The organism is Aquimarina addita, assembly GCF_039539305.1.
Taxonomy (GTDB): Bacteria; Bacteroidota; Bacteroidia; order Flavobacteriales; family Flavobacteriaceae; genus Aquimarina; species Aquimarina addita.
The window spans coordinates 1-1,276 of sequence record NZ_BAABCW010000065.1; the positions used below are offsets into that span (position 1 = coordinate 1).

The 1,276-nt window shown below is 31.8% G+C and carries 1 protein-coding gene; it reads left to right on the forward strand.

Translation table 11 applies throughout. The features are described from left to right. Positions 1-135: 135 nt before the first annotated feature. Entirely contained in the window at positions 136-939 is an 804-nt protein-coding gene (locus ABD816_RS22140; protein ID WP_344931094.1) for a DUF4241 domain-containing protein, read from the forward strand. The last annotated feature ends 337 nt before the right edge of the window (positions 940-1,276 follow it).

Consider the following 1,276-nt stretch of genomic DNA (forward strand, 5'->3'; position numbering starts at 1 on the left):
CTCGACCAAAAAAGAAAACTAGGTCTGGTCAAAAGAATTAGAAAACAAATTGATAAATTTGGATTATCTAATGATGATTTGCAAATAACTGTAAATCAGTGATGTATTTTTACGTTAGTCAGAATTTAAAAAACATTGAGAAAACTATTAATATTCGGAATGATTCTAAACTTTTTGTCTTGTAATTTATCGGACAAAAAAACTGAACCTCAAAAAGGAAAGGAAATGTTTGGACTGTTTAAGAAAAAAACTGAAAAGAAAACCGAAGTGCTTTCTCACGCTGATTATAATTTGATTTTTGACAATAAAGAAGTTGAAGAAACACCTATTGAATTACTTGAAATTGGAATGCTAAATGTTCCAAGTGGACAAATTGTGGTTTGCGACCCATTGGTTTATTCCGAAACTAAACCTTTGACTAGAACAGTTAAACCAGGTAAATATCCAATCAAAATTTACATTGCCAAAACTAAAGATTCGGGAGATAGATATGCTATTGCAAAACTTGAATTTAGCGAGAAGAAAGCAGAAAAATGGGTAATGGCATTACGAGAAGAAGATAACATATCTGAATTGACAGACGAAGCTGACTATTTCGGATTTCCTGTTGACGCAGGATTAGGTGGATTTTATGACTTTCAATCTGGAAAGGAATATGTGAAATTTGAATCTGATTTTATGAAAGCTAATCCAGACGGAAATATTTATGATGACCTTTTCGCATCTGAATTTAAGAAAAATGCTAAAGACCAAAATGACAAAACTGATTATGGAGATTGGATAAACTTTCAATTACCAAACTCGGAATTAAATATAACTATGTTTCATTCAGGTTACGGTGACGGAACGTATCCGTCATATTGGGGAATTGACAAAGACGGAGAAATTGTTTCTCTTGTAATTGATTTTCTAGTATTGCTAGTACCAGAATATGAATGAAAAACTACTGGCAACAACGTGTATAAAACATAGCTAATGAGTGTCTAATCGCAAGATTTGTGCTTATTTAAAAAGACCGCCAAATTTTTAAATTTGGCTTTTAAAATTGATAAGTTAAAAACAAAACATAAAAATTCGGCTCTGTGTTAATCCGAAAAGTAGTGCCTTTTTGCAAGCTACGTTTCATACACCAACCGTTGGCGGTAATCCGGTACGTTAAAGGCACATAGTTTACAAAGTTAAAGGGACATAGTTTACACTTTTTCAAGTTATAATTTGAGACAAAAATCAAATTATTATGCCTTGGAAAAACACAACAACTATGGAACAAAAAATT